Origin of the sequence: Youngiibacter fragilis 232.1, assembly GCF_000495435.3 — a bacterium.
GTDB classification, from domain to species: domain Bacteria; phylum Bacillota; class Clostridia; order Clostridiales; family Clostridiaceae; genus Youngiibacter; species Youngiibacter fragilis.
In genome coordinates this window covers 1-541 of sequence record NZ_AXUN02000118.1, presented here as the reverse complement: position 1 = coordinate 541, position 541 = coordinate 1, and the positions used below count along the sequence as shown (strand labels likewise).

At 44.4% G+C, this 541-nt stretch carries 1 protein-coding gene; it reads right to left on the bottom strand.

The features are described 5' to 3' along the window. Positions 1–47: 47 nt before the first annotated feature. Positions 48–541, bottom strand: a 494-nt coding sequence (locus T472_RS06370) for an integrase core domain-containing protein (protein WP_023863438.1), incomplete at its 5' end; no start/stop codon positions are given.

Sequence of the window (541 nt, the reverse complement as noted above, 5' to 3'; positions counted from 1 at the left end):
CGCTGACTGTCAAGGTAGTTGTCAGTAATTCTTCATTTTTTAGTATGCTATGAGACTGAAGTATTAGACTTGGTTCCAATATTTTCAGATTCTGTATTTACTGGATTAAGCCAGACTTCATCAGGTAGAGTCCAGTCTCTTGTGGACATAGACCAGCGTTCAGGATGCTTAGCTCTCGCTGCCTCATATACAGCTCTCCTCTGATCCAATATTTGCTGACCTATTCCGCTGTGTCTTTGTTCTGGGGTCAGAAAGTTTATTCCGCTGTGGCGGTGTTTGTAGTTATACCAATGGACAAACTTCTTGCACCACTGACGTGCCTCTTCGAGGTCTTTGAATCCCTTTGGCTGGTAGTTGCAGTTGTACTTCAATGTCTTGAAAAGACTCTCAGCATAAGGATTATCATTGCTTACCCTTGGTCTGCTGTTTGATGGCGTTATTCCCAAGCGGTAGAGCGTTTCGAGCATGGTAGCACCCTTCATAGGACTTCCGTTATCTGAGTGAAGCACAAGAGGCTTAATACGCAGCCCAATCTTCTCAG